Annotated in this window: 24 protein-coding genes; 15 read left to right on the forward strand and 9 right to left on the reverse strand. The window is 73.1% G+C overall.

Annotation, left to right across the window (positions count from 1 at the left end; all coding sequences use genetic code 11):
• Positions 1-121 precede the first annotated feature (121 nt).
• Positions 122-493, forward strand: coding sequence for an FKBP-type peptidyl-prolyl cis-trans isomerase (locus NOCJ54_RS25385; protein ID WP_084255089.1), 372 nt, complete (start codon positions 122-124; stop codon positions 491-493).
• Positions 494-665: 172 nt separating this feature from the next.
• Here NOCJ54_RS25385 and NOCJ54_RS0111830 read toward each other — a convergent pair whose 3' ends face one another.
• The 3 genes from NOCJ54_RS0111830 to NOCJ54_RS25390 all read right to left on the reverse strand — a co-directional run bounded on the left by NOCJ54_RS0111830 (position 666) and on the right by NOCJ54_RS25390 (position 3,874).
• Entirely contained in the window at positions 666-899 is a 234-nt protein-coding gene (locus tag NOCJ54_RS0111830) for an RNA-binding S4 domain-containing protein (RefSeq protein ID WP_036517690.1), read from the reverse strand.
• A 118-nt stretch (positions 900-1,017) separates the two neighbouring features.
• The gene (locus tag NOCJ54_RS0111835; protein ID WP_028655670.1) at positions 1,018-2,277 is read right to left on the reverse strand and encodes a DUF445 domain-containing protein; all 1,260 of its coding nucleotides are present in this window, start codon (positions 2,275-2,277) and stop codon (positions 1,018-1,020) included.
• 172 nt (positions 2,278-2,449) lie between these two features.
• Positions 2,450-3,874, reverse strand: coding sequence for an MFS transporter (locus NOCJ54_RS25390; protein ID WP_232221758.1), 1,425 nt, complete (start codon positions 3,872-3,874; stop codon positions 2,450-2,452).
• Positions 3,875-3,951: 77 nt separating this feature from the next.
• Here NOCJ54_RS25390 and NOCJ54_RS30520 point away from each other — a divergent pair, with 77 nt between their 5' ends.
• Positions 3,952-4,551, forward strand: coding sequence for a TetR/AcrR family transcriptional regulator (locus NOCJ54_RS30520; RefSeq protein ID WP_051485771.1), 600 nt, complete (start codon positions 3,952-3,954; stop codon positions 4,549-4,551).
• 320 nt (positions 4,552-4,871) lie between these two features.
• On the opposite strand, the gene NOCJ54_RS0111850 is transcribed toward NOCJ54_RS30520, so the two are convergent.
• A complete protein-coding gene (locus NOCJ54_RS0111850; RefSeq protein WP_028655671.1) occupies positions 4,872-5,624 on the reverse strand; it encodes an SDR family oxidoreductase in 753 nt (250 codons plus the stop codon).
• Positions 5,625-5,695: 71 nt separating this feature from the next.
• On the reverse strand, positions 5,696-7,708 hold the full coding sequence (locus NOCJ54_RS0111855) for a DEAD/DEAH box helicase (RefSeq protein WP_232221759.1): 2,013 nt from the start codon (positions 7,706-7,708) through the stop codon (positions 5,696-5,698).
• A gap of 438 nt (positions 7,709-8,146) precedes the next feature.
• Here NOCJ54_RS0111855 and NOCJ54_RS0111860 point away from each other — a divergent pair, with 438 nt between their 5' ends.
• Positions 8,147-8,731: a hypothetical protein gene (locus NOCJ54_RS0111860; protein WP_028655673.1), complete on the forward strand. Its 585-nt coding sequence runs from the start codon at positions 8,147-8,149 to the stop codon at positions 8,729-8,731.
• A 172-nt stretch (positions 8,732-8,903) separates the two neighbouring features.
• On the opposite strand, the gene NOCJ54_RS0111865 is transcribed toward NOCJ54_RS0111860, so the two are convergent.
• On the reverse strand, positions 8,904-10,049 hold the full coding sequence (locus NOCJ54_RS0111865) for an acyl-CoA dehydrogenase family protein (RefSeq protein WP_036517653.1): 1,146 nt from the start codon (positions 10,047-10,049) through the stop codon (positions 8,904-8,906).
• 156 nt (positions 10,050-10,205) lie between these two features.
• Here NOCJ54_RS0111865 and NOCJ54_RS0111870 point away from each other — a divergent pair, with 156 nt between their 5' ends.
• From NOCJ54_RS0111870 to NOCJ54_RS0111890, 5 genes are all read left to right on the forward strand, one after another.
• Positions 10,206-10,961, forward strand: coding sequence for a winged helix-turn-helix transcriptional regulator (locus tag NOCJ54_RS0111870; RefSeq protein ID WP_028655675.1), 756 nt, complete (start codon positions 10,206-10,208; stop codon positions 10,959-10,961).
• A 21-nt stretch (positions 10,962-10,982) separates the two neighbouring features.
• Positions 10,983-11,855: an SDR family oxidoreductase gene (locus NOCJ54_RS0111875; RefSeq protein ID WP_028655676.1), complete on the forward strand. Its 873-nt coding sequence runs from the start codon at positions 10,983-10,985 to the stop codon at positions 11,853-11,855.
• A gap of 471 nt (positions 11,856-12,326) precedes the next feature.
• Positions 12,327-12,911, forward strand: coding sequence for a PadR family transcriptional regulator (locus NOCJ54_RS0111880; protein WP_028655677.1), 585 nt, complete (start codon positions 12,327-12,329; stop codon positions 12,909-12,911).
• A complete protein-coding gene (locus NOCJ54_RS0111885; protein ID WP_028655678.1) occupies positions 12,911-14,917 on the forward strand; it encodes an NADPH-dependent 2,4-dienoyl-CoA reductase in 2,007 nt (668 codons plus the stop codon). Before NOCJ54_RS0111880 ends, NOCJ54_RS0111885 begins: the two co-directional genes overlap by 1 nt.
• The gene (locus tag NOCJ54_RS0111890; RefSeq protein WP_232221760.1) at positions 14,914-15,312 is read left to right on the forward strand and encodes a nuclear transport factor 2 family protein; all 399 of its coding nucleotides are present in this window, start codon (positions 14,914-14,916) and stop codon (positions 15,310-15,312) included. The genes NOCJ54_RS0111885 and NOCJ54_RS0111890 overlap by 4 nt, the downstream gene beginning before the upstream one ends.
• A 198-nt stretch (positions 15,313-15,510) precedes the next feature.
• On the opposite strand, the gene NOCJ54_RS0111895 is transcribed toward NOCJ54_RS0111890, so the two are convergent.
• Positions 15,511-15,990, reverse strand: a complete 480-nt coding sequence (locus tag NOCJ54_RS0111895) for an SRPBCC family protein (protein WP_028655680.1) — start codon at positions 15,988-15,990, stop codon at positions 15,511-15,513.
• Positions 15,991-16,569: 579 nt separating this feature from the next.
• Between NOCJ54_RS0111895 and NOCJ54_RS0111900 the strand changes: the two genes are divergently transcribed.
• The 5 genes from NOCJ54_RS0111900 (at position 16,570) to NOCJ54_RS0111920 (ending at position 21,076) form a co-directional block, all read left to right on the forward strand.
• Positions 16,570-17,382, forward strand: a complete 813-nt coding sequence (locus NOCJ54_RS0111900) for an ABC transporter ATP-binding protein (protein ID WP_036517654.1) — start codon at positions 16,570-16,572, stop codon at positions 17,380-17,382.
• Positions 17,383-17,392: 10 nt separating this feature from the next.
• Positions 17,393-18,148, forward strand: coding sequence for an ABC transporter permease (locus NOCJ54_RS25400; protein ID WP_084255093.1), 756 nt, complete (start codon positions 17,393-17,395; stop codon positions 18,146-18,148).
• Positions 18,145-18,852 (forward strand): ABC transporter permease, encoded by a 708-nt coding sequence (locus tag NOCJ54_RS25405; protein ID WP_051485772.1) that lies wholly within the window; start codon positions 18,145-18,147, stop codon positions 18,850-18,852. Before NOCJ54_RS25400 ends, NOCJ54_RS25405 begins: the two co-directional genes overlap by 4 nt.
• Before the next feature lie 2 nt (positions 18,853-18,854).
• The gene (locus NOCJ54_RS0111915; RefSeq protein ID WP_036517656.1) at positions 18,855-19,769 is read left to right on the forward strand and encodes an ABC transporter substrate-binding protein; all 915 of its coding nucleotides are present in this window, start codon (positions 18,855-18,857) and stop codon (positions 19,767-19,769) included.
• Between the two features lie 686 nt (positions 19,770-20,455).
• A complete protein-coding gene (locus NOCJ54_RS0111920) occupies positions 20,456-21,076 on the forward strand; it encodes a flavodoxin family protein (protein ID WP_028655683.1) in 621 nt (206 codons plus the stop codon).
• Between the two features lie 17 nt (positions 21,077-21,093).
• Here NOCJ54_RS0111920 and NOCJ54_RS0111925 read toward each other — a convergent pair whose 3' ends face one another.
• Together NOCJ54_RS0111925 and NOCJ54_RS0111930 are read right to left on the reverse strand one after the other, a co-directional pair.
• Positions 21,094-21,636 (reverse strand): DUF4334 domain-containing protein, encoded by a 543-nt coding sequence (locus NOCJ54_RS0111925; RefSeq protein WP_028655684.1) that lies wholly within the window; start codon positions 21,634-21,636, stop codon positions 21,094-21,096.
• A gap of 24 nt (positions 21,637-21,660) precedes the next feature.
• On the reverse strand, positions 21,661-22,062 hold the full coding sequence (locus NOCJ54_RS0111930; RefSeq protein ID WP_028655685.1) for a homing endonuclease associated repeat-containing protein: 402 nt from the start codon (positions 22,060-22,062) through the stop codon (positions 21,661-21,663).
• Positions 22,063-22,121: 59 nt separating this feature from the next.
• Here NOCJ54_RS0111930 and NOCJ54_RS0111935 point away from each other — a divergent pair, with 59 nt between their 5' ends.
• Positions 22,122-23,447: a cryptochrome/photolyase family protein gene (locus NOCJ54_RS0111935; protein WP_028655686.1), complete on the forward strand. Its 1,326-nt coding sequence runs from the start codon at positions 22,122-22,124 to the stop codon at positions 23,445-23,447.
• Positions 23,448-23,449: 2 nt separating this feature from the next.
• Entirely contained in the window at positions 23,450-24,859 is a 1,410-nt protein-coding gene (locus NOCJ54_RS0111940; protein ID WP_028655687.1) for a phytoene desaturase family protein, read from the forward strand.
• Positions 24,860-25,282 lie beyond the last annotated feature (423 nt).

Raw genomic sequence — 25,282 nt, forward strand, 5'->3', positions numbered from 1 at the left:
GGGACGCACCGGTCGGCAGCGTATCGCGGACCCCCTCACGCGCGGGCCTCGACGGCGCCACATCCGGGCACGGTGGGTGGCGGCGCCTGCCCCTCTGCCGGGCACGCCGTAGGCTGGCGTGATGAGCCAGAAGCCCGAGATCGACTTCGTCGACCCCACCCCGCCCACCGACCTCGTGGTCACCGACATCACCGTCGGCGACGGTGACGAGGCCACCGCCGGCAGCACCGTCTCGGTGCACTACGTGGGCGTCGCCCACTCCACCGGCGAGGAGTTCGACGCGTCGTACAACCGCGGCGCCCCGCTCGACTTCCGCCTCGGCGTCGGCCAGGTCATCCAGGGCTGGGACACCGGCGTGCAGGGCATGAAGGTCGGCGGCCGCCGCCAGCTCGTCATCCCGCCGCACCTGGGCTACGGCGACCGCGGCGCCGGCAACGTCATCAAGCCGGGCGAGACCCTGGTCTTCGTCGTCGACCTGCTCGCCGTCCGCTGACGCCCTCTCCCTGCTGACCGGGTCCTGCCGCCATGCGCAGGCAGGACCTACCGAAGACAACTGCGCGCGCGGCAGCGCGGCGCCCGCGCCGCAGGCGCGTCGACGGCAAGTGCGGGCCCGAGCGTGCGAGGGCCTGCGCGCCGCTGTCGACAGGCGACGCGCTCGCGCCTGCTCACCAGGGCAGGTTGTCCGGGGCGTCGGAGTCCGACACCCGGGCAGCCTGCCCAGCCAGCTCGACGACGTCCCCGAGCACGAGCTGGCGGCCCCGGCGGGTCTCGACCTCGCCGTTGACCCGCACCAGCCCGTCCGCGATGACCGGCTTGGCGTCGGCCCCGGACTCGACCAGGTTCGCCAGCTTCAGGAACTGGCCGAGCCGGATCGACTGGTCACGGATCGGGACGTCCATCGGCTCGGGCACGCTCCAACCCTAGGCGCTGGGGTAGTCCCTGACGAAAAGCACCGGACACGCCGTGCGGACGGTGCTTTTCGTCAGGGACTACCGCTGCCGGACCGCTGCCGGGCGACTAGACCAGCAGCGAGACGGCGTGGATCAGCACGCCGACCAGGCCGCCGACGATGGTGCCGTTGATCCGGATGAACTGCAGGTCGCGGCCGACGTGGAGCTCGATACGCCGCGCGGCCTCCTTGCCGTCCCACCGCTCGATCGTGTGGGTGATGACCGTGGTCAGCTCGGCGCCGTAACGGTCGACCGCCCACACGGCGGCGTCGGCGGCCATGTGGTCGAGGCGCTCGCGCAGCGCCGCGTCGGCGCGCAGCCGCGCGGAGGCGGCCTCGGCCTCGACGAGCAGCCGGCGTCGTACGGCGCCCTGCGGGTCGTCGAGCGAGGCGAGCAGCGCCTTGCGCAGCGCCTTCCAGAGCGTGACCGCCGTACCGATCACCGCGGGGTGGTCGAGCACCCGGTCCTTGAGCCGCTCGGCGCGCGCCTGCACCTCGGGGTTCTCGAGCAGGTCGACCGAGAGCCGCTCGAGCATCGAGTCCAGCGCCCGGCGGGCGCGGTGGTCGGGGGTGTCGCGGATCTCGGCGACCCAGCGCACCATCTCGAGGTGGGCGCGGTTGATGACGTAGGTGTTAACGCTCTCCGGCGCCCACCACGGGGCCCGCTCCCCCAGCACCTCGTGGACCGTGTCGGGGTTGGCGACCAGCCAGTCGTGCATCTCCTCCAGCATGAGGTCGACGACGCCGTGGTGGAGGTGGTCGTCGAGGACGCCGGTGAGCAGGCCGCCGAGCAGCGGCGCGATCGGCTCCTCGTGGAAGCGCGGCACGAGCGCCTCGGTGACCAGGGCCTCGATGTGGTCGTCGCGGACCTTCGACAACGCGACGGCGGCGACCTCGGAGACCTCGGTGACCAGCCGCTCCGCGTTGGCGGGCTCGGCGAGCCAGTCGGCGACCCGCTGCGCGATCTGCACGCCGAGCACGCGCTCGCGGATGATCGCCTCCTGCAGGAAGTTCTCCCCCACGAACTCCTCGAGCCCCTTGCCCAGGTCGTCCTTGCGCTTGGGGATCAGCGCGGTGTGCGGGATCGGCAGCCCGAGCGGGTGCTTGAACAGCGCGGTGACCGCGAACCAGTCGGCGATCGCGCCGACCATGGACGCCTCGGCCCCGGCGTTGACGAAGCCGAGGAAGCCGTCCTCGCCGTGGGTGAGGACGTAGACGGCGGCAGCCAGCAGCAGCAGCGAGACGGCGACCGTCCGCATCCGGCGCAGCGCCGCGCGCCGCACCTCGTCGGCGGCGGGGTCGGACGGGATCAGGGGACCTGCGGACACCCCGTCATCCTTGCGCACGCACCCACGGGGACGACGAAGGCGGCACCCCCCGGAGCCGGGTGCCGCCTTGCGTGTCGCGGAACCCCCCAGTCACCGCGACCTCGCACCCCGATCAACGACGGGGGCGGGCCGAGGTTCCGGTTGGCCGTGAACTGCTGTCGCGGACAGCTGTCTAGGCAGCGGTACGACGCCGCGGGACCGCCGCCGCGAGCAGCACGCCCACGAACGCGGCGATCGCGCCCACCACGAAGCAGGCCCGGAACGCGGTCTCGTCCGGCAGCTCGTAGGCACCGAAGGTGATCGTCGAGGACGTCAGGATCGCGGCCATCACCGCCGAGGAGATGCTGGTGCCGACCGAGCGCATGAGCGCGTTGATGCCCACGCCGGAGCCGGCCTCGGTGAGCGGGACCGACTCGAGGATGAGGGTCGGCATGGCGGCGTACCCGATGCCGATGCCGGCGGAGGTGATGCAGTTGAAGACCAGCAGCTGCCAGGGCGCGTCGGTCAGGAAGATCGCGAACACGTAACCGCCGCCGAGGACCGCGGCGCCGATCATCAGGGTCACCCGCGCGCCGAGGGCGCGGATCAGCCGGCCGGAGATCGGCGAGAACGCCATCATCACCAGGCCGCCGGGGGCCATCCAGAGGCCGGTCTCGAGCAGCGTCTGGCCCAGGCCGTAGCCGGTCTCCTCGGGCGCCTGCATGAGCCGCGGGACGACGATGGCCTGCGCCATCATGCCGAAGCCGATGGCGAGCGCGGCGGCGTTGGTCAGCAGCACCGGGCGGCGCACGGTGACCCGCAGGTCGCACAGCGGGTCGGTGACACGCAGCTCGTAGCTGCCCCACGCGACGAGGACGAGGACGCCGGCGAGGAGCAGGCCCAGGGTGCGGCCGCTGCCCCAGCCCCAGTCGTTGCCCTTCGACACCGCGACGAGCAGGCCGACCAGGCCCAGGCTCAGCCCGAGCGCGCCGACGGCGTCGAAGCGGCCGCCGACCGCGTCGCGCACGTGCGGGATGAGCAGCACGACGGCGGCGGTCATCAGCACGGCCAGCCCGGTCGAGACCCAGAAGAGCGTGTGCCAGCTGAAGTCCTGCACGATCCACGCGGACAGCGGCAGGCCGATGGCACCGCCGACGCCGAGGGTCGCGCTCATCGCGGCCATGCCCGTGCCGGCGTACTGCGGCGGGACGACCTCGCGCATCAGCGCGATGCCGACGGGGATGAAGCCCATCGCGAAGCCCTGGAGCATGCGCCCGGCCAGCATCGGGGCGAGCGTGTCGCTCAGCGCACAGATGAGGGAGCCGAGCACGAGCAGGGCCGCGCTGACGACCAGCACCCGCTGCTTGCCGAACAGGTCGCCCAGCCGGCCGGCGATCGGCATCGCGACCGCGCCCGCGACGAGGGTCGCGGTGACGACCCACGAGGCGTTGGCCTCGGTGGTCCGCAGCAGCACCCCGAGCTCGCCCTGGATCGGGATCACCATGGTCTGGGTCAGGGCCGCGGTGAGGCCGCCGAAGCAGAGGACGGCGACGGTGAGGAGGGGCGAGCCGATGCGCCCGGCAGCGGGCGGCGTGGTCGACGGGACGGTAGTTGTCACAGTCAACCAGTCAACGGCGTTGACCGTTACGCTGTCAACGTGACCGACCGGCCTGCACGACGCCCTACGGTGGCGGTGTGACGAAGACCTCTCCCCCGGCCCGCCCTGCGCCCGACGAGCGGCACCTCCGCCCCGCCGGCCGGGCGACCCGCGCGGCGATCGAGGAGGCCGCCCGCCGGCTCTTCGCCGAGCGCGGGTTCGACGCCTCGGTGCGTGCGATCGCCGGCGAGGCGGGCGTCGACCCGGCCCTGGTCATCCGCCACTTCGGCTCGAAGGAGGCCCTCTTCCTGCGCTGCGTCGACACCAGCAGCGGGCTCGGCGCCGTCCTCGACGGTCCGCTCGAGACGGTCGGGCGCCGCCTGGTGGCGTACTTCCTCGACCCCGACCGCCCCCTGCTCCGCCAGCGCTACCTCGCCCTCGCCCAGGCGGCCCACCTCGACGGCGTACGGGAGGAGATGAACCGCCACACCGCCGAGACCTACGTCGCTGCCCTCGCCCCGCGGATGACCGGCCCCGACCGCGAGCTGCGCGTCGCCCTCGCCGTCGCCCAGGTCAGCGGCCTGCTCTCGCTCGTCTACCGCCAGGAGGACCCCGTCCTCACCGCCGCCGACACCACCCGGCTCGTGGAGCTGTACGGCGACGCGATCCAGCAGCTCCTCACGCCGGCCGGGCTGTAACACGGTGATCGCCGGGGTGAGCGGCCGGTCGCGGATGTAACACGGTGATCGCCGGCCTGGGCGGCCGGTCGCGCATGTAACACGTCGTTCGCCGGCCTACCCGCCGCGAGACCGCGGAAATACCCCGCTGGGTGGGGCTGGAACAGACGTGAGCGGGCGGCAACAGCCGCGATCAACGTGTTACATGCGTGAGCGGGCGGCAACAGCCGCGATCGACGTGTTACATCCGCGAGCGGGCGCCGACAGCCCCGATCAACGTGTTACAGCCGCGAGCGGGCACCAACAGCCCCGATCAACGTGTGACAGCAGCGCCAGCCACCTCACCGGGCAGCGATCCAGTCCGCGAAGGCCTGCTGGCCGATGGTCGCGCCGGGGCCGGGGAGCAGGCCGCCCTCGCGGACCTGGCGGCCCATCTTCCCCACCATCGGCAGCGGTACGACGACCCGCCGCTCCCCGCGCTGGGCCAGCTCCTGCGTCATCAACCGGTCCAGCCGCTCCGGCTGGGGGCCGGCGACCTCGAGCGTGGTGCCCTGAGGCTCGCCGAGGGCGGTGGCGACGAGGTGCTCGGCGACCTCCGCGGCGGCGACCGGCTGGCAGGTCATCCGCAGGCCGGGGGCGATCGGGCGCGGGGCGCGGTCGATCATCTGGCCGGCGAACTCGTGGAACTGGGTGGCCCGCACGATCGTCCACGGCACCGGTCCGGCGGTGACCAGCTCCTCCTGGCGCCGCTTGCCGAGGTAGTAGGGCATGTCGACGCGGTCGCAGCCGACGATCGAGAGGGCGACGTGGTGGCGGACGCCGGCCCGCTCCCCCGCGGCCAGCAGGTGGCGGGTGGCGGCCTCGAAGAAGGCGACCGACTTCTTCCCGCTCATCGTCTCGATGTTGCTGGCGTCGATGACGGCGTCGGCGCCGTCGAGCGCGGCGTCGAGGCCCGCGCCGGTGGTGAGGTCGATCCCGGCGGAGCGGGCGATGACGACCGGCGTGGCGCCGGCGCGTCGTACCGCGTCGACGACCTTCGCACCGACCACGCCCGTGCCGCCGGCGACGGCGACCCTGGGTTCATGGGTGTCCATGACCCCGGGACGCTACCGCCGGCGCACGGGCGCTGCCGCGTGTCGCGTGTTGCGCGTCGCGGACGGCTTGCTCAGGCTGCGTCGCCGCGCGCCTCGAGGGCGGCGGTGAGCAGGGCGGCGAGGGCCTCGGTCTGCATGTCGATGACCGCGCCCTCGACCTCCTCGCCGGCACCGTCGAGGGCCCGGGCGGCGAGCCCGGCCTTCTTGTCGATGAGCTCGGCGATGCGGGTGTCGAGGGTCTGCGTCGCGATGACCCGCCACGCGGTGACCGGCTCGGACTGGCCGATGCGGTGCACGCGGTCGATGGCCTGGGTCTGCTCGGCGTCGGTCCACGACAGCTCGGCCAGCACCAGGTTGGACGCGACCTGCAGGTTGAGGCCGACGCCTGCGGCGGTCAGCGAGCAGACGGCGATCTGCACGTCGGGGTCGTTGACGAACGCGTCGATCGCCTTCTGGCGCGTGCTCGACGACTGGTCGCCGCGGATCGAGCTGTAGCGGATGCCGCGCTCGGAGAAGACCTTCTCGGCCTGGTCCATGACGTCGATGTGCTTGGCGAAGAACACGACCTTGCCGACGTTGCGGGCCAGCTGGGCGGTGTAGTCGGCCGCGAGGCCGGCCTTCGCCTGGCCGATGCGGCGCATCATCATGAAGACGTTCTCGCCGGTCTTCGACGAGTTGTCCTCGCGCTCCCAGCCGGCGACCTGGCGCACCAGGTGGTGGTCGATGCCCTCGACGACGGCGCCGGCGCGACGCGTGGACAGCGCGGCGTCGTACCGCTCCACCATGCGGCGCGCGAGCTCCTGCTCGGCCTTGCGGATCGAGCGCCCGGCCTCGCCCTCGAGCTCGACGGGCATGTCGGCCACGCGGCGGGCGGGGATGTCGGAGGCGACGTCGATCTTGCGGCGGCGCACGATGCCCTGCTCGATGACGGCGCGGCGCGCGGCCGGGTAGAAGCCGGGGTCGGCCGGCGTCAGGCCGGTCTCCTCGAGCGCCTCCATCAGGTCGCCCTGCGGTACGACGTCGTCGATCCAGCCGAGGAACTGCCAGATCGCCCGGAAGTCCTCGATGTCGTTGATCAGCGGGGTGCCGGTCAGCGCCATCATCAGCGGCCGGGCGACGCGGTCGCGGATCCGGTTGGAGATCTCCAGGACGTTCTGCGAGCGCTGGGAGGACTTGTTCTTGATGTAGTGCGCCTCGTCGACGATCATCCCGCGGAACCCGTGGGTGCCGAGCCAGCCGACGTGGCGGTCGAGGATCTCGTAGTTGACGACGAACACGTCGGCGAAGCCGTCGGCGTCGTCACCGTCGCCGTGCAGGACGGTCGCCTTGCGGTGCGGGGTCCAGATCTCGACCTCGCGCGCCCAGTTCGTCTTCACGACGTTGGGGACGACGGCCAGCAGCGGGAACGCGCCGGCGGCCTCGGCCGCGAGCAGCGCCTGGGCGGTCTTGCCGAGGCCGGGCTCGTCGGCGAGCAGGTACGTGCGGTGGCCGAGCGCGGCGGACGCGATCAGCTGCTTCTGGTGGTGCATCAGCTCGCGCCCGGCCGGGCCGCGCAGGCCGGTCAGGTTCGTGAGCTGGTCGGCGTCCGGCAGCGGCATGCAGGCCGGGGCGTCCGGCGCGGCGCGCTCGAAGGACCGGAACAGCGGCTCGAGCAGCTCCCAGCCGGCGAGGCGGCGCGGACGGACCTTGGCCCGGGCGTGCTCGAAGTCGGGCACGAGGAAGGGGTTGGCCAGCTGGCGCGCCTGCACCGACTGGGGGATGACGCGCTTCTCGAGGAGCGCGATGGTGCCGGGGTCCTGGACGACCGGCTCGGGCTCGGGCTCCGGCTCGTCGACGCCGGCCTTGCGGAGCAGCTCGCGGCGTACCGCCTTGGCGGTCTCGGACATCTCGGCGTTCTCGTCGAGCAGCGTGAAGAGCGTGCTGTCGCGGGCCGCGGTCTGGGCGAGGATCGTGGCGATGCCGTCGAGGCGCTTGAGCTCCTCGCCGCGGCGGCTGTCGGAGAGGTCCGGGTCGGCCTTGACCCGCGCCCGCTCCTCGCGGGCCAGGAGCGCGACGACCTGGAACTTCGCGCGCACCTCGGGCATCGCCGATCGGCGGGCGACCGCCGACTCCACCTCGCGCACGGCGCGCGCGAGCTGCGGGATGATCCCTTCCTCGTTCCGACGCGACCGCGCCGACTGGGAGCCTCGACGCTGCTGCGTCGCCCCCCGCTGGCCTCCTCGAGCCACAGGTGTCCTTCCATCGCGGCTGAGGCCGCAAGGTCGTTCGACGGCGGCTCGCGCTGCTGCGGGAGGGCGCCGTGCGGATGATCATCACCGGGTGCCCGTGCAGACACGGCGTCCGGTGGTGCTTCCAGAGTAGCGCACGCCTCGCTGCACGAGTGAGCGCAGGCACACCCTGTACGCCGGCCGGTGGACTCACAGGTTCCTGCCAGCCCCGGCGCAGGTGGTCCCCAGATCCGCCACCCACGCTCGCGGGCAGGCCTACCGTTGGGGTGGGCAGGAGCGAGGAGAGGAGCAACAGTGAGCAAGCACCGGATGAGGGCGGTCGCGCTGCTGGCCGCCGGAGCGGTGGCCGGCGGCGCCACCGCCGCCACCCTGACCGCCACCGCAGCGGACGACGACCGGCCGGCCACGGCGGCCGCCGGCGAACCCGGGTCCCCGCGGGACGACGACGGGCACGGCCCCCGCGGCTGGGGCCACGGCGGCCCCGGCGGCGCCCCCGGCTTCGGCCCGGGCGGCGACCAGGAGGCCTTCGCCGAGGCGCTCGGCGTCAGCGAGGACGAGCTGGCCGACGCCCTGGCCGCGGTCCGCGACGACCTCTGGTCCAACGGCCGCGCCCGCAAGCGCAGCGGCCCGCTGACCGAGCAGGACCGCGAGGAGCGCCGCGACGCCTTCGCCGAGGCGCTGGCCGACGAGCTCGGCATCGGCAAGGCGAAGGTCACCGACGCGATCGAGTCCCTGCGGTCGGACTGGCGCGCCGAGCGCCGCGCGGACCTCGAGAAGCGCCTCGACGAGGCCGTCGCCGACGGCGACCTCACCGACGCCGACAAGGCCTCGGTGCTCAAGGCGTACGACGCCGGCGTGCTCGGCCCCCACTCCCCCTGACCCGACACAACCCGCACCGCGAGGTGTGCCCCTCCGCACCGCGAGGTGTGAGGCTTCGCGCCACGAGGTGCGGGTTGTGGCTGCGCGAGGTGCTCCTCGTGGCTGCGCGAGGTGCGGGTTGTGGCTGCACGAGGTGCGGGTTGTGGCTGCACGAGGTGCGGGTTGTGGCGGCTCAGGCCTCCACGCCGAGCGCGTCCCGGCCCAGGGCGAGCAGCGTGTCCTCCGGTGTGAACGGGTGGAACTTCGCGGCCCGGATGTCGCGGTAGCACCGCTCGATCACCGAGCCCTTGAAGAACGCCGGTCCGCCGGCCACGTCCATCGCGATGTCGCAGACCTCGATGCCGGCGCGCGCCACCTCGGCCTTGGCGGACATCACCGCGAGCACGGTCTGGTACGACGGCGAGGGGTCCTCCCCCGCCGCCGCCAGCGCGCCGTCGAGGGCCCAGCCCGCGACCTGGAGCCGCTGGCGCATGACGCCGACCTGCCGCTGCACCGTGGGGTCGGCCGGGCGTCGCGAGGCGGCAGTCACCGCGGCGTCGTACGCCGCCTCGGCGACGCCGAGGTAGGCGCCGGTGATGATCGGGAAGGCGATGCTCGAGATCACCTGCAGCGGCGGGTCGAGCACGCCCCAGGGGCGGTTGGAGAGGACCTTCTCCTCGGGGACGAAGACGTCGACCAGGTCGATGTCGTTGCTGGCCGTGCCGCGCATGCCGAGGGTGTCCCAGTTGTCGGCGACGGTGACGCCCTCGGCGGCGAACGGGACGGCCATGTTGAGCACGCGCTTGCCCTGCTCGGGGTCGTCGAAGCAGAACATCGTGGACATCACGGCACCCTGCTCGGACTGGCTGGCGAAGCGCTTGCGGCCGGTGACGCGGTAGCCGCCCTCGACGCGGACGGCGTCGCCGTGCGGGTGGGTGTAGTCGCCGCCGCCGGTCGAGACGAGCAGGATCTGCTCCTCCGCGACGCGGCGCAACGTGGCCTCCGCGCCGGGCAGGCCGCGGCGGTAGCGCCAGGCGGTGAACGCGACGACGTGCTGGTGCATCGCGCTGGCCAGGGCGGTCGAGCCGCAGTGGTGGGCCAGCTCGCGCTGGAGTGCCGTGAGCTCGGCGATGCTCGCGCCGTCGCCGCCGAGCTCGGTGGGTACGGCGGCGCGGAGGATGCCGGCGGCCCGGAGCTCGTCGTACGCCTCGGTCACGAAGCTTCCCTCGGCGTCGTGGCGGGCCGCGTGGGCGGCGATGCGGGGGCCGATCTCGCGGGCCCGGTCGAGGATGGTCAGGTCGGTCGCCGCAGGTGCGGTCGTGTCGGTTGTCATCGTCATGCGTCCAATGTCCGACGGCGGCCGGGGCGCAACCAGTCCAGAAAAGTGACCCTGCCGGTTCGCAATCGGAACCGCAGCCGCGTCCTCGGTCGGAGCACCGGTTTTTCACCGATCCGGTGGTGGCGCCGCCGCGGCGGCGGAGAGGACCATGGGCGCATGCCCGACTACGGCAACTACTGCCCCGTCTCGATGGCGTCCGAGGTGGTGGCGGACCGGTGGACGCCGCTGATCATCCGCGAGCTGGTGCTCGGGAACACCCGGTTCAACGACATCGCGCGGGCGCTGCCCGGGATCTCGCGCTCGCTGCTGGTGCAGCGCCTGCGCCACCTGGAGCGGCGCGGGGTGCTCGAGACGTGGCCGGCGCCGAGCGGGCGCGGCAACGAGTACCACCTCACCCCGGCCGGGCGGGACCTGGAGCGGGTGATCGACAGCCTCGGGCGGTGGGCGATCGAGTGGCTCTTCGAGGAGCTGCGGCCGCACGACGTCGCGCCGACGACGCTGATGTGGTGGATGCACCGCCGCGTCGACCGCGACCGGCTGCCGCCGGGCCGCACGGTGGTGGCGTTCCGGCACACCGCGCCCGACCCGATCACGATCTGGCTGGTGATGGCACCCAGCGAGGTGTCGGTCTGCTTCCAGCACCCCGGCTTCGAGGTGGACGTGGAGGTGGCGGCGACGACGCCGACGCTGGCCGACGTCTTCCAGGGGTACGTCACCTGGCACGAGGCCGTCGAGGACGGCCGGATCGAGGTCGCCGGGCCGCCGCGGCTGGTCCGGGCACTGCCGCGGTGGTTCCTGTGGAGCCCCTGGGCCGACGTCACCCGCGAGCGCGCGGACCGGGCGGCGCGGGAGGCGCAGCGGGAGGCAGCGCAGCGGGAGGCCGGTGCGCCGACTCCCGCACCTGCCAACTAGAACCTGTTCTAGACTCGCTCCGTGGGTACCTACGCAGTCACCGGGTCCGCCTCCGGCATGGGCGCCGCCGTCGTCGAGCGGCTCGTCGCCGACGGCCACCGCGTCATCGGGGTCGACATCAAGGGCGCCGACGTCACGGCCGACCTGTCCACCGCGCACGGACGCCGCGAGGCAGCCGCCGCGGTGCTGGAGCTTGCGGGCGGCGTACTCGACGGGGCGGTGCTCGCCGCCGGCCTCGGCCCGGCGCCCGGCAAGGACCGCCCGCGGCTGATCGTCGAGGTGAACTACCGCGGCGTCGTCGAGCTCCTCGACGCGTGGCGCCCGGCGCTGGCGCGCGCCGAGCGGGCCAAGGTCGTGGTGTTCTCCAGCAACTCGACCACCACCGTGCCGGCCGTGCCGCGGGGTGTCGTGCGCTCGCTGCTCGCCGACGACACCGAGAAGGCGCTGCGCACGTTGCGTCGCCTGGGCCGGCTCGGCCCGACCTTCGCCTACGCGGCGAGCAAGGTCGCGGTGTCGCACTGGGTACGCCGCAACGCCGTCACCCTCGACTGGGCCGGCGCCGGCATCCGGCTCAACGCGCTGGCCCCCGGCGCGATCCTGACCCCGCTGCTCGAGCAGCAGCTCTCCACCCCCGCCGAGGCCAAGCGGATCCGCGCCTTCCCCGTGCCGATCGGCGGCTTCGGCGACCCCGCGCACCTCGCGGCGTGGGTCGTGTTCATGCTCTCCGACGCCGCGGACTTCCTCTGCGGCAGCGTGGTCTTCGTCGACGGCGGCTCGGACGCCTGGTTCCGCGCCTCCGACTGGCCGCGGCCGGTCCCGGCCCGACGGGTGCCGGGGTACGTGCGGCGGATGGCGCAGTTCCGGTCGTACAAGAAGGCGGTGCGGAAGGGCTGAGGGTGGCTCGACCAGCTCACCCCTGGCGCGGGGCCTGTGCCGGCGGCGGTGGTGCCGGTGCCGGCGGCGGTGGTGCCGGGGCCGGGTGCCGGCGGCGCCGGTGGGCGTCGTATGCCGCTCGGCGGCGGGGGTTGATGACGTTTTCTCGCGGTTGTCGGCCGTTGCAACCGTCGACAAGCGCAGGAATCCCCGCCTGAGCGGGGATTCCTGCAGCCGGCACCGGACTTGGTGGCCGCTTCTGGGAGTTGTTGGCCGCTGCAGCAGCCAACAAGTTCGGGAATCGCCGCCTAGGCGGTGATTCCCGGCCCGCCCGGCACCCCTCCCCCGCACTTCCTGACCGCGCCTCGCACTTCCTGACCGTTGCAACAGTCAGGAAGCACGGGAATCACCTCCGAAGCGGTGATTCCCGACCCATCACAACGAGTTGCGCAACTAGTTGCATAGCCGCCGGATCCGGGGCATGCTGTCGCCATGGCCCTGGAGCACGCGATCCTCGTGTCGCTGAGCGAGCGCGCGGCGTCGGGGGCGGACCTGGTCCGCCGCTTCGACGCCTCGATCGGCTTCTTCTGGTCGGCGACGCACCAGCAGATCTACCGGGTCCTCGGCCGCATGGAGGCCGACGGCTGGGTGAGCGCGCAGAGCGTGCCGCAGGCGGACCGGCCGACGAAGAAGGTCTACGCCGTCACCGACGCCGGCCGCGCCGAGCTGGCCCGCTGGATCGCCGAGCCGACCACGCCGGATGCCATGCGCAGCAGCGTGAGCGTGAAGATGCGCGGGGCGTCGTACGGCGACCGGACGGCCCTGCTCGACGACCTGCGCCGCCAGCTCGACGACCACACCAAGCGGCTCTCGCTCTACGAGTTCCTCGCCGCCCGCGACTTCCCCGACCCCGGCGCGCTGTCCGGCGCCGAGCTCGACATCTACCTCGTGCTGCGCGGCGGGCTGCTCATGGAGGAGTTCTGGGTCCGCTGGCTGACCGAGTACATCGACGCCCACACCCGCACGGCCGACGCCACCGCCGCCACCACCCCCGACGCCCCCACCGAGGAGTCCTGATGACCAGCTACCCCCTGCTCACCTCGCCGGCCGTGGTCGGCGGCCTGGAGCTGCAGTCCCGCACGGTGATGGGCTCGATGCACACCGGGCTGGAGGACCGGCCCTGGCACGTCGACGAGCTCGCGGCGTTCTTCGCCGAGCGCGCGGCCGGCGGGGCGGGGCTCATCGTCACCGGGGGCTACTCCCCCAACATCCGCGGCTGGCTGCTGCCGTTCGGCTCGCAGATGACCACCCGCCTCAACGCGGTGCGCCACCAGCGGGTCACCGACGCGGTGCACGAGAACGGCGGCAAGATCGCACTGCAGCTGCTGCACGCCGGCCGCTACGGCTACACCCCGTTCAGCGTCTCCGCCAGCGCGACCAAGTCGCCGATCACCCCGTTCAAGGCGTCCGCGCTCTCCACCCGCGCGGTCGAGAGGACGATCGACGACTTCGTCGCGAGCGCGAGGCTCGCCCGCAAGGCCGGGTACGACGGCGTCGAGGTCATGGGCTCCGAGGGCTACCTCATCAACCAGTTCCTCGCGGCGCGCACCAACCGTCGTACCGACAAGTGGGGCGGCTCCGCCGAGGCCCGGATGAGCTTCCCCGTGGAGGTCGTGCGCCGGATCCGACAGGAGCTGCCGGACTTCTTCGTCATGTACCGCATGTCGCTGCTCGACCTGGTCCCCGACGGGCAGACGTGGGAGGAGACCGCGGAGCTCGCGCGCCGCATCGAGGAGGCCGGCGCCAGCGTCATCAACACCGGCATCGGCTGGCATGAGGCGCGGGTGCCCACGATCGTGACCAGCGTCCCGCGCGCGGCGTTCGTCGACTGCACGCTGCGGCTCAAGCAGGTCGTGTCGATCCCGGTCTGCGCGAGCAACCGGATCAACACCCCCGACGTCGCCGAGTCCGTGCTGGCGCAGGGCGTCGACCTGGTCTCGATGGCCCGCCCGTTCCTTGCCGACCCCGACTTCGTCGCCAAGGCCCGCGACGGCCGTGCCGACGAGGTCAACACCTGCATCGGTTGCAACCAGGCGTGCCTCGACCACACCTTCAAGGCCAAGCGGGCTTCCTGCCTGGTCAACCCGCGGGCCTGCCACGAGACCTCGCTGGTCCTCGGCCCGACGCGCACGGCCAAGCGGGTCGCGGTCGTCGGCGGCGGCCCCGCCGGGCTGTCGACCGCGGTCAGCGCCGCCGAGCGCGGCCACGACGTGACGCTCTTCGAGGCCGACGACGAGATCGGCGGCCAGTTCCGCCTGGCGATGCAGATCCCCGGCAAGGAGGAGTTCGCCGAGACGCTGCGCTACTACCGCCGCCGCATGGAGGTCCTCGGCGTCAACCTCAAGCTCGGCACCCGCGCCACCCCCGAGCTGCTGGCCGGGTACGACGAGGTCGTGGTCGCCACCGGCGTCGAGCCGCGCACCCCCGCGATCCCCGGCATCGATCACCCGAAGGTCGTGTCCTACCCCGACGCCATCACCGGCCGCGTCGACGTCGGCCAGCGGGTCGCGGTCATCGGCGCCGGCGGCATCGGCTTCGACGTCACCGAGCTCCTCGCCCACGCGGACGGCGAGACCCTCGAGGAGTGGAAGGCGCACTGGGGCGTGGCCGACCCCGCCGTCGTACGCGGCGGCGTGACGGACAAGGCCCCCCGCGCCCCGAAGCGCGAGGTCTGGCTGCTGCAGCGCAAGGAGAGCGCGCAGGGCAAGGGCCTCGGCAAGACCACCGGCTGGGTGCACCGCGCCGTCGTCAAGGACCTCGGCGTCCACCAGCTCAGCGGCGTCAGCTACGACCGCGTCGACGACGCCGGCCTCCACATCACCGTCGACGGGCAGGCGCAGGTGCTCGACGTCGACCACGTCGTGGTGTGCGCCGGCCAGGAGTCGGTCCGCAGCCTGTACGACGACCTGCTGGCCTCCGGCTTCCCCGGTGCCGTGCACCTGATCGGCGGGGCCGACCTCGCCGCGGAGCTGGACGCGAAGCGCGCGATCAAGCAGGGCACCGAGCTGGCGGCTGCGCTGTGAGCGCCGTGCACAGCGACTTCCGCGCCGCCGTCGAGGCCCGCGACGTCGACGCGATGCGTGCCTGCCTCGCCGACGACGTGGTGTTCCGCAGCCCCGTCGCGCACAAGCCGTACCCGGGCAAGGCGATCACCGGCGCGATCCTCGCCAACGTGATCGAGGTCTTCGAGGACTTCCGCTACGTGCGCGAGCTCGGCGACGACGCCGGCCACGCACTCGTGTTCGAGGCGAAGGTCAGCAGCCTCGACCTCACCGGCTGCGACTTCCTCGTGCTCGACGACGACGGCCTGATCACCGACTTCATGGTGATGGTCCGCCCGCTCAAGGCCGCCCAGGCGCTGGCCGAGGCGATGGGCGCGCGGTTCGACGCGATCGTGGAGCAGGCTGGTCGGGGGTGAGGGGAGGTGGGGTTTCACCACCTAGGTGGTGAAACCCCGACTGGGCACACGTTTTCAGGCCCCTCCGGGCGTAGTTTCGCCACCTAGGTGGTGAATCCCCGCCCCCGCCGCTCCCCCACCCCGGCGCGCAAAAACCCACGCCGGACGAGGGGGCGCCCCGTCCGGCGTGGGTGCTCGGTGGCTCAGATCGACAGTGGGTCAGATCGTCGGGTTGTCGACGTCGGTCGGGCTGACCGACCCGCGCCAGCCGCCGGTCTCGGCGCCGCGCGCCTCGATGAACTCCTTGAAGCGCTCGAGGTCGCCCTCGGCCTTCTTGTCCACGATGTTCAGCGCGTCGCCGACCTTCTCGACGATGCCCTCGGGCTCGAACTCCATCTCCAGCGTCACGCGTGTGCCGGCGCCGGCGTCGTCCGCGGCGAAGGAGACGGTGCCGTGGTTCGTCGTACCGTCCAGGGCGCGCCACGTGATCCGCTCGTCCGGCTCCTGGTGGACGATCTCGGCGTCCCACTCGCGGTGGACGCCGGCGATGTCGGCGCGCCAGTGCAGGCGCTTGTCGTCGAGCTGGTCGACCTGCTCGACGCCCTGCATGAACTTCGGAAAGCTCTCGAACTGGGTCCACTGGTCGTAGGCCGTGCGCACGGGGACGTCGACGTGGATGGTCTTCTGGATCGTGCTCATCGGTCGTGCTCCAATCAGTCGGGTTCGCTCCCGCGGTACCCGTCCTCCGCACCTGAACCCGGTGACGCCGTCGTACGTCGGACACCTCACACCCTGCGCGCCCGTTCGTCTCGCCGCGCCCGCTGCAACACGGTGATCACCGACCTGGCAGCCCCGCCACCGCTGTACCCGCCCCACCCAGCACCCCGATGCCGCGGTCTCGGGGCTGCAAGAGCCGCGATCAACGTGTGACAGCGACGTCGTACGCCGTGCGGGCTGTCTGCCGGGAGCCGCACGCCATGTAACACGGTGATCACCGACCTGGCAGCCCCGCCACGGCTGTACCCGCCCCACCCAGCACCCCGATGCCGCGGTCTCGGGGCTGCCAGAGCCGCGATCAACGTGTTACAGCCGCCACCCGCACCCCAGAGCCGCGATCAACGTGTTACAGCCCGCCCGCACCCCGCCCACAGCCCGCCCGCACCCCGCCTACAGCCCGCCCGCACCCCGCCCCACCTCCCACCCAGCAAGATTCCCCCTGCCACGGCAGACGGCGAGATGCCCGCGCACTGTCCCCGGATCCCCGTACGCTGCTGCAGCATGGGCATCGAGTTCCGGGGCGTCAGCAAGACGTACCCCGACGGGACGGTCGCGGTCGCTGAGTTCAGCTGCGAGGTCCCGAGCCACCGGACCCTGGCGCTGGTCGGCACCTCGGGGTCCGGGAAGACCACGCTGATGCGGATGGTCAACCGGATGATCGACCCGACGACCGGCACGGTGCTGATCGACGGCAAGGACGTGCGCTCCCTCGAGAAGGTCGCGCTGCGGCGCTCGATCGGCTACGTCCCGCAGGCCGGCGGGCTGCTCCCCCACCGCCGCGTGATCGACAACGTCGCGACGGTGCCGGTGCTCAACGGCGTCGCGAAGGCGGCGGCGCGGGAGACGGCTGACGGGCTGCTCGCCAAGGTCGGGCTCGACCCGGCGCTGGGCAGGCGGTTCCCCGGCCAGCTCTCGGGCGGGCAGCAGCAGCGGGTGGCGGTGGCGCGGGCGCTCGCGGCCGACCCCAACATCTTGCTGATGGACGAGCCGTTCGGTGCGGTCGACCCGATCGTGCGGCGCGACCTGCAGGACGAGCTGCTCGCGCTGCAGTCCGAGCTGGGCAAGACGATCGTGCTGGTCACCCACGACATCGACGAGGCGTTCCGGCTCGGCGACGAGGTGGTGATCCTCAGGACCGGCGGCGTCATCGCGCAGGTCGGCACCCCGCAGCAGATCGTCGCCGACCCGGCCGACGACTTCGTGCGCGACTTCGTCGGCAGCGACCGCGCCGAGCGCACGCTGCGCACGGTCGAGATGGACGGGCGCCGCGTCGTCGTCGACGGCGACGACCGCCCGGTCGGCGTCCTGGCCTGAGGCGGCCGCGATGACCTGGCTGGAGGCCAACCGCTCCTGGGTGCTCGAGCTGCTCTGGCAGCACCTGCTCCTGTCCGTGCCCGCCGTCGCGATCAGCGTCGTGGTCGCCGTCGTGCTCGGCCGCGTCGCCTGGCGCTGGCCGCGGGTCGGCTCGGTCGTCCTCGGCGTCGCGAGCCTGCTCTACTCCGTGCCCGCGCTGCCGCTGCTCATCGTGGTCCCGGTCCTGCTGTCGATCCCGCTGCGCAGCGAGACCAACCTCGTCGTCGCGCTGGCCGTCTACGGCACCGCCCTCCTCGCCGGTACGGCGGCCGACGCGTTCCGCACCGTCGACGTGCGGGTCCGCGAGGCGGCCGAGGCGATGGGGTACTCCCGGCGCGGCCTGTTCTGGCGCATCGACCTCCCGCTGTCCCTGCCGGTGCTCATCTCCGGCATCCGTGTCGTCGCGGTCAGCACGGTCAGCCTGGTCACGATCGGCGCACTCGTGGGCATCTCCAGCCTCGGCAGCCTGCTGACCGACGGATTCCAGCGCGGCATCCGCGAGGAGGTCGCCACCGGCGTGATCGCCACCATGGTGCTCGCCGTGCTGCTCGACCTCGCCGTCGTGCTCGCCGGCCGCGCGCTCACCCCGTGGCAGCGCCGGGTGCGGGGCGACGCGCGGACCGCCCGCACCACGCCGGACCGGGACCACCCAGCCGGCACCGCCGGCACCACCAACCCCGCCGGCACCGCCGGCACGGCCGGCCCCGCCGCGGAGGTGTCGGCATGAACCTCTTCGGCGACGCCCTCGCCTGGATCCTCGACGGCAGTCACTGGGGCGGTCCGTCCGGCATCGACGCCCGGCTCCTGCAGCACCTGTGGGTCACCTTCGCCGCCGTCGGCATCGCCGGCGTGGTGGCGATCCCGCTCGGCGTGCTCATCGGCCACACCGGCCGCGGCCGCCTCGTCGTGGTCGCGCTCGCCGGCGCCGTGCGGGCCGTGCCGACCCTGGGCCTGCTCACCCTGCTCGGCCTGTGGCTCGGCATCGGCATCGAGGCCCCGCTGCTCGCGCTGGTCGCGCTCGGCTTCCCGTCCCTGCTCGCCGGCGCCTACGCCGGTATCGAGGCGGCCGACCCCGGCGCCGTCGACGCCGCCCGCGCCCTCGGCCACAGCGAGTGGCAGATCGTCACCCGCGTCGAGCTCCCCCTCGGCGCCGACGTGCTCATCGGCGGCATCCGCGCGGCCACGCTGCAGGTCGTCGCCACGGCCACCCTGGCGGCGTACATCTCCGACACCGGCCTGGGCCGCTACCTCTTCGCCGGCCTCAAGAGCCGCGACTACCCGCAGATGCTGGCCGGTGCGCTGCTCGTCGCCGCGCTCGCGCTCGTCCTCGACCTGCTCCTGGGCGCCGTCCAGCGCGCCTCCCGCGGCCGCACCCGCGACCGCGGCACCCTGACCCGTGGTCCCGCCGGGGCCGCACCCTCGAAAGGTTGATCATGACCCGCTTCCCCCTGGGCCGCCTCGGCCTCACCCTCGTCGCCGCCAGCGCGCTGACCCTCAGCGCCTGCGGCGACTCCGACGACCCGCTGTCCTCGGGCAACGACGGCGGCTCCTCCACGATCGTGATCGGATCGCAGGACTACTACTCCAACGAGATCATCGCCGAGATCTACGCCCAGGCCCTCGAGGCCGAGGACTACGAGGTCGACCGGCAGTTCCGCATCGGCCAGCGCGAGGTCTACCTCCCCGAGATCGAGAACGGCTCCATCGACCTGTTCCCGGAGTACACCGGCCCGCTGCTGCTCGCCCTCCAGCCCGACGCCACGGCCACCAAGCCCGACGAGGTGTACGACGCCCTGGCCGACGCGCTGCCCGACGGGCTGCGGCTGCTCGAGCAGTCCCCGGCCACCGACCAGGACTCCTACGTCGTGACCCGCGAGTTCGCCGAGAAGTGGGACATCACCACGATCGAGGACCTCGCCAAGGTGACCGACAAGCTCGTCTTCGGCGCGAACTCCGAGGCCGAGAGCCGCCCGAACGGCCCGAAGGGCCTGAAGAACACCTACGGCGTCGACGTCACCTTCACGCCCATCGAGGACAGCGGCGGCCCGCTGACCGTCAAGGCGCTCAAGGACGGCGACATCCAGATCGGCATCATCTACACCGCCGACCCGTCGATCCAGAAGAACGACCTGGTCACCCTCGAGGACACCAAGGGCCTCTTCCTCGCCTCCGCCGTCGTCCCCGTCGCCAGCGACGACGTCGACGACGACGCCGCCGAGGTGATCGACGAGATCAGCGCCGCGATGACCCCCGAGGACCTGATCGCGCTCAACGCCCGCAGCGTCGAGGAGAAGCTCTCCCCGCAGGTGATCGCCAAGGAGTGGCTCGCCGAGAAGGACCTCGACTGACATGATCCCGGCATGACCGGCGTCGCCCTCGTCGCCCGGTCGATGAGCACAGCCCCGGTGGTTGAGGTGTGACGAGCGCCAGCGAGGAGCCTCGAAACCACCGGGCCCGACAGGCGGACTGTGACCGCCACAGCCACGTAGGCAGGCCCGGAGGTTTCGAGGCTCGGCGCCGGGGCGCCTCGCACCTCAACCACCGGCAGAGGGCACGACACGCCGCCCCCCGGTGGTTGAGGTACGACGAACACAACCCCCGGTGGTTGGTCCTCGAAACCACCGGGCCCGACAGGCGGACTGTGACCGCCACAGCCACGTAGGCAGGCCCGGAGGTTTCGGGGCTCGGCGCCGGGGCGCCTCGCACCTCAACCACCGGCAGAGGGCACGACACGCCGCCCCCCGGTGGTTGAGGTAGGACGAACACAACCCCCGGTGGTTGGTCCTCGAAACCACCGGGCCCGTCAGGCGGACCGTGACCGCCACAGCCACGTAGGCAGGGCCGGAGGTTTCGAGGCTCGGCGCCGGGGCGCCTCGCACCTCAACCACCGGCAGAAGGCGCCTGTCACCCGGTGGATGAACGCACCCCCGGTGGTTGAGGTGCGACGAGCGCTAGCGAGGAGCCTCGAAACCACCGGGCCCACGCGGCGGACTGTGCCCGGGCTGGCCGGCCTCCCATCGGGTACAGCGCGCGCATGGCTGACTCTCCCACCCCGCTGCGCGCGCTCGTGCTCTGCTGCACGCTGCGCAAGTCCCCGTCCGACTCCAGCTCCGACCTGATCGGCCGCCGCGTTCTCGAGGCGCTGGCCGAGCACGACGTGGCCGGCGACATCGTCCGCGTCGTCGACCACCCGGTCGCGTTCGGCGTGAGCACCGACGAGGGCGACGGCGACGCGTGGCCGCAGATCCGCCAGCAGGTGATGGACGCCGACATCGTCGTCATCTCCACGCCGATCTGGCTGGGCCAGCCGTCGGCGGTCTGCAAGATGGTGCTCGAGCGCCTCGACGCCGAGATCAGCGAGACCGACGACGAGGGCCGGATGCTGACCTACGGCAAGGTCGGCGCGGTCGCGGTCGTCGGCAACGAGGACGGCGCGCACCACACCAGCGCCGAGGTCTACCAGGCGCTGTCCGACACCGGCTTCACCGTCCCCGCCAACGGCGTGACCTACTGGGTCGGCGAGGCGATGCAGGGCACGGACTACCAGGACCTCGACCCCGAGCCCGAGAAGACCGCGACGACCACGAAGACCCTGGCGGCCAACGCAGCCCACCTCGCGCGGCTGCTCAAGGCGTCGCCGTACCCGCCGGCGTGACCACCCCGGCGGACGGCTCAGGCCGCGTCGCGCTCCAGCACGAAGAAGTACGGCGGCGCGTCGCGCAGGTCCATGCAACCCAGCAGGGTCCGCTCGTCGACCCGCCGGAACAGGTCGATGATCGGCAGGTGGTCGTAGCTCATCCCGGCGGTGACGACGCCGCGGTACTCCACGTTGCGCAGCCGCGCCCGGTGCTTGCTGGTGCGCAGCGCTGGCAGCGCGGCGCCCATCACGGCGCGACCGCGGGCGACCACACCGTCCGGGATCTTGTCGACGATGCCGAACGGGATCCGGCGCGGGTCAGCGGCGATGATCTTGCCGCTGGGCGCGCGGAACAGCAGCGGGTGCACCTCGTCGACGGAGTCGAACTGCTTGCCGTACCAGCCCGATGCCTCGAGCAGGCCGTCCATCGGGTGGCCGGTCGCGAGCTCGCGGCCGTGCCAGCGACCGGTCAGCTCCTCGGCGCGCACCGCCGGGAGCGTGTCGAAGAACGCGAGGGCGTCCTCGAGGGCGCAGGCGGGCTCGAGCTCGGCGAGGCGGTCACTGGGAATGACAGTCATGCTGTCATTGTCACGCATCGCCGGTCAGCCGGGCTCCTGCGCCCGCTTCTTGACCTCGGCCCAGCTGAACCGCTGCCGCAGCGTCGGGCCGCTCGGGGCTCCCTCCTGCTGCTTGGCCCACTCCGAGTAGTCGGCGTAGGAGCCGGTCGCCCCCGGCGAGCGCAGGTACGACGCCACGATCGCCACGACGTCGTCGTCGGTCCAGCGCCGCGAGTACGAGCGGGTCTTGTTGGCCGCCACGCCCGCCCGTGCGCAGGCCTCGTTCCACGAGCCGATGCGCCGGATCAGCAGCGCCGGCGAGGCCGCGTCGTCGTGGGCGCGCTGCCAGGCGTCGTACGCCGCGGCGGTCAGCGGTTCGCCCAGCTCCGCCGCGGCTGCGGCGACGCCGGCGATGAGCTGGTCCTCGGAGAACTCGGGCGAACGCATCCCGCCACCGTAGCCGCGATCCGGGCAGTCGGCATGGCGCCGTCTGCCAGCATGGCCCGATGAGCCCGAGCATCCTGTGGTTCCGGCGCGACCTGCGCCTGGGCGACCACCCGGCGCTCCTGGCCGCGGCCGCCGACGGCCCGGTGCTGCCGGTGTTCGTGCTCGACGACGCGTTGCTCGGGCCTGCGGGCGCGGCCCGTCGCGCGTTCCTGGTCCGCTCCTTGCGCGCGCTCGACGCCGACCTGCGCGAGCACGGTCCGGGACTGGTCGTGCGCCACGGCCGGCCGGAGGGGGTGCTGCCCGAGCTCGTCGCCGAGGTGGGTGCGTCCGCGGTGCACGTCTCCGCCGACTTCGCGCCCTACGGCAGCGCCCGTGACGCCCGCGTCGAGGAGGCGCTGGGCGACGTGCCGCTGGTGCGCACCGGGTCGCCGTACGCCGTCGCCCCGGGGCGACTGCTCAACGGCTCCGGCCAGCCCTACAAGGTGTTCACGCCCTTCTTCAAGGCATGGGTCGACCACGGCTGGCGCGCGCCGGCGGAGTCCGACCCCGCGCAGGTGGACTGGGTGGGCTCGTCCGGTCGCGGCACGGACGCGGACCTGCCCGACGAGCCGGACCTCGGCGACATGGAGCTGCCCCCGGCCGGCGAGGCCGCGGCGCTCGAGCGGTGGGAGGAGTTCCGCGGCACGCCATACGACGACGTCCGCGACCGACCCGACCTCGACGAGACCTCCCGGATGTCGCCCTACCTGCGGTGGGGCGCGATCCACCCGCGCACCATGCTGGCCGACCTCGACGCCCGCAGCACGCACGAGGCGACCTTCCGCAAGGAGCTGGGCTGGCGCGAGTTCCACGCGCACGTGCTGCACTTCTGGCCGGAGTCCGCCCGCGACTACTACAAGCCCGACCTCAAGGGGCTGCCGTGGGCGGAGGGTCGCGAGCGCGACCGGCTGCTGGAGGCGTGGGCGCAGGGCCGCACCGGCTACCCGATCGTCGACGCCGGGATGCGCCAGCTGCTCGGCGAGGGCTGGGTGCACAACCGGGTGCGGATGATCGTCGCGTCCTTCCTGGTCAAGGACCTGCACGTCGAGTGGCAGCACGGCGCCCGGCACTTCATGCGCCACCTCGTCGACGGCGACCTCGCCAGCAACCAGCTCAACTGGCAGTGGGTGGCCGGCTCCGGCACCGACGCGTCGCCGTACTTCCGCATCTTCAACCCGACCACGCAGGGCAAGAAGTTCGACCCCGACGGGGAGTACATCCGCCGCTGGGTGCCCGAGCTGACCGACCCCACGCTGGGTGAGTACCCCGAGCCGATCGTCGACCACGCCGAGGAGCGGTCCTCGACGCTCGAGGCCTACCACCAGCTGCGCCAGGGGCAGGACTGAGCATGGCGACGGCGTTCGTGGTCGGCAGCGGGCCCAACGGGCTCGCCGCCGCCCTGACCCTCGCCCGCGCCGGCGTCGAGGTCACCGTGCTCGAGGCGAGCCAGCACGTCGGCGGCGGCGCCCGCACCCACCAGCCGTTCGGGGACGGCGTCCTCGTCGACCACTGCGCCGCCTTCCACCCGATGGCGGTCAGCTCCCCCGCCCTGGCCGGGCTCGAACGGCACGGCCTCGCGTGGGCGTGGCCGGAGGTCGACTGCGCGCACCCGTTCGACGACCAGCCGGCCGCGCTGCTGCACCGCTCGGTCGACACCACCGCCTTCGGGCTCGGCCCCGACGCGGGCCGCTGGCGCCGGCTCTTCGGCGCCACATCGCGCGCCTGGGACCGGCTGTCCGCCGACATCCTCGGCCCGGTGCTGCACGTGCCGCGGCACCCGCTGCTGATGGGCCGCTTCGGCGCGCCGACCCTGCTGCCCGCCGTACGCCTCGCCGGGGCGTTCCGCACCGACCAGGCCCGCGCGCTGCTGCTCGGGACGGCGTCGCACTCGATGCGCCCGCTGACCGAGGTGATGTCGTCCGCGATCGGGCTGGGCATCCTCACCGCCGGGCACAGCGACGGCTGGCCCGTCGTCGTCGGCGGCACGCAGGCGCTCACCGACGCGATGCTCGCCGAGCTCACCGCGCTCGGCGGCCACGTCGAGACGGGGATCGAGGTCACGTCCGCGCGCCAGCTCCCGCCCGCCGACGCCGTCGTGCTCAACCTCGCCCCCGACGCCGTGCTGCGCCTGTACGGCGACCGCCTCCCTGCCGCGACCCGCCGGTCCTACCGGCGCCACCGGTTCGGGCCGGCCGCCTTCAAGGTCGACTTCCTCGTCGAGGGCGGCGTGCCCTGGCGCGACCCGGACGTGGGTCGCGCCGGCACGGTGCACCTCGCCGGGTCTCCGGACGAGATCGTCGCCAACGAGCGCACGACGTCGGCCGGGCGGATGCCGGAGCGCCCGTTCGTGCTGCTGGGCCAGCAGTTCCTCGCCGACCCGTCGCGCTCCCGCGGCGACACCCACCCGGTCTACGCCTACGCCCACGTGCCGGCCGGTTTCGACGGCGACGCGACGGAGGCGATCACCGCCCAGGTCGAGCGCTTCGCCCCCGGCTTCCGCGACCGCGTCCTCGACGTGCACGTCACCCGCCCCGCCGACTTCGCCACCGGCAACGCCAACTGGGGCGGCGGCGACATCCTCACCGGCGCCAAGGCCCCCGCCGGCCTCGTGCTGGGTCCTCGTCCGGGCCGCAACCCCTACCGGACCGGCATCCCCGGGGTCTACCTCTGCTCCGCCGCCGCCCCACCCGGCCCCGGCGCCCACGGCATGGCCGGCCACCACGCCGCCCACCTCGCCCTCGCCGACCTCCGCCGCTGAACCCCACCACAGTCCGCCATGCAGGCCCGGAGGTTTCGAGGCTCCTCGCTGGCGCTCGTCGCACCTCAACCACCGGGAGTCAGGCGACGCGAACCCAAGGCTTGCCGCCACCCGGACCCAGCCACCTGCCGGAGCCAACCGCGCGCGCGGCAGCGTGGCGCCCGCGCCGAAGGCGCGTCGACGACAAGTGCGGGCCGAGCTCGCGAGTGCCCGCGCGCCGTCGTCGACAGGCGACACGCTCGGGCGAATGACACGTGAGGCGCCCCAGCGCCGAGCCTCGAAACCAGTGGCCCGATGCACCGGGCAGTGCCCGCCGCAGTCCGCCGGAAGGCCCGGAGGTTTCGAGGCTCCTCGCTGGCGCTCGTCGCACCTCAACCACCGGGAGTCAGGCGCGCAGCCGCCCGAACCGCCGCTGGTTGAGGT

This window comes from Nocardioides sp. J54, from assembly GCF_000519005.1.
Lineage (GTDB): Bacteria > Actinomycetota > Actinomycetes > Propionibacteriales > Nocardioidaceae > Nocardioides.